This window comes from Clostridium sp. (genome assembly GCF_040797585.1).
GTDB lineage: Bacteria > Bacillota > Clostridia > Clostridiales > Clostridiaceae > Clostridium_Z.
Genome location: NZ_JBFNEO010000320.1, coordinates 1 through 1,794, shown reverse-complemented (window position 1 = coordinate 1,794; position 1,794 = coordinate 1). Strand labels below are relative to the sequence as shown.

The following is a 1,794-nucleotide window of genomic DNA, read 5'->3' as shown; positions in this document are numbered from 1 at the left end:
TTTAAAGGATTTAAGTACATGTATAAGTTAAGATTTAGACTAAAAACCCTATATAGAGTTTTTAACCTAAATCTTATTTCATACACTACTTAAATATAGAATTTTCAACAAATTAGATTAAGATATAAGCTAATATCTAATCTATATATAAATCACCTAATAATTGAAACTAAATCACAAGCTTACATTATTTAATACGTATTCAAAGATTGAATTTTAAAATAGTATATATATAGGGTTCCTAAGAATTAGCATGGGAACCCTATATATACCATATACTTAGTAACTTCGTGTAAATCTAAAGGCTTTCTTATAAAAATCCCTTTGGATTAAATAAGAAAGCCTTATATTATGATCTACACTCTATATTAGTCTGTTACCCCCATTCTTCTTATGTGACTCTTAACATTTACATTTATCTCAGCTTCTTTAAAGATTTCATCCCAATCATCCTTTATCTTTTTCCACATAGAGGGCTTAAATTTTTCAATATATGTAGATATTCCAATAACATCTACCTCCATCTCCTTCTGAATTAATTCTGCAACTTTTTCACATTGGGATGATATACTTGTATTAAAATCATTAGCTAATTTTTTCAACATATCCTCATCTAACTTTTTTCCTTCTAAATATGCATTCTGTATCCTACCTTCGATCTCTAAATTTATATTTACTTTTAATTTTTCATCATATTCAACTCTTGTCTTTTTAAGAATTCCATCTATCTCATAGTCTACAGGGTGGCCTTCATAATATACAACCTTATTCCCCCCTTTAGCCTTTGCTTTTAGTATTTGAAAATCCACACTCTCAATTTCATTTATATTCCCTTTTAATTTATGATCTTTTATTATAGCCGTTCCTGATATAGCAATCTCCTTAGTGTCCTTATCCATCTTCATTATAGGAATAGTTCCACTTCCATCTGCTGAAAGATTAATTAAAAGATCATTTAAAGTTACTGGTTGTATAGCTGAATTCCTCTTTGCATTTTCCATTATGCCGTTTATGTGTACCTGCAAATGACTACCTGATGGAAGTTTTGCCTTAGTGAACTCATTAGGGGGACCTGCACTCATTATTACATACAATCTTCTATTTAATTTAGGTTGCCTTTTTAGATAATCTAATACCTCTTTAAATGTATCTTCATATCGAAGTAAGTCTCTACTTAATATAAGAAGCCTAGTATGATCTAAGGATATATCTCGACTACTCTTTACTGCAGCATCAGCCATAGCTCCATCCATAGAATAAGTATCCATTTCAAGGACCCCTTCTTCTTCTATAGTACCCTTCTCTGGAGAAAATTTACTTAAATCTGGATAAGAATAAATTACTTTAAGTTTCTTTACACTTCTCTCTGCCGGTATCTCTTCAGTACTCATTTCTTTAAGCTCTTTATCCTTATCTATATCTTCTCCTACATCTACTGCTATAGTTGATATAAATATTTTTCTATCTATCTCTACCTTATCCCAACATCCTGTAAAAATTAAACACAATAGGAGAGGTAAAATTATTAACTTTTTACCCTTCATTCTTTACCCCTCCTTTTTTTCGCAGTTTAAATTTAGTTACTATAAGCAGGATTAAAGGAAGTGCTACTATTATAAATAAAATCATAGGTTCTAAAAATGTTCCTGATAATTTTTGTATATCTGCATAATTCTCTGGATATAAGCATATAGCATAAATTATTGGTACCAATATGGCTCCTGCAATTTTCTCTTTTTGAAGATTAAAACTTTCCTTGCATAAGGTAGCGGATAGAAACAATAAATTCACCAT

At 29.8% G+C, this 1,794-nt stretch carries 1 protein-coding gene and 1 pseudogene; both read right to left on the bottom strand.

The window, feature by feature from the left end; all coding sequences use genetic code 11:
• Window positions 1–368: 368 nt before the first annotated feature.
• A complete protein-coding gene (locus AB2369_RS13185) occupies window positions 369–1,544 on the bottom strand; it encodes a Ger(x)C family spore germination protein (protein ID WP_367666929.1) in 1,176 nt (391 codons plus the stop codon).
• Window positions 1,534–1,794, bottom strand: a pseudogene (locus AB2369_RS13180) (spore gernimation protein); the annotation flags it as partial. The pseudogene AB2369_RS13180 and the gene AB2369_RS13185, both read right to left, overlap by 11 nt.

Excerpts from the sequence above, each read along its gene's own strand:
- AB2369_RS13185 (WP_367666929.1), bottom strand. The coding sequence starts at position 1,544 with ATGAAGGGTAAAAAGTTAATAATTTTACCTCTCCTATTGTGTTTAATT.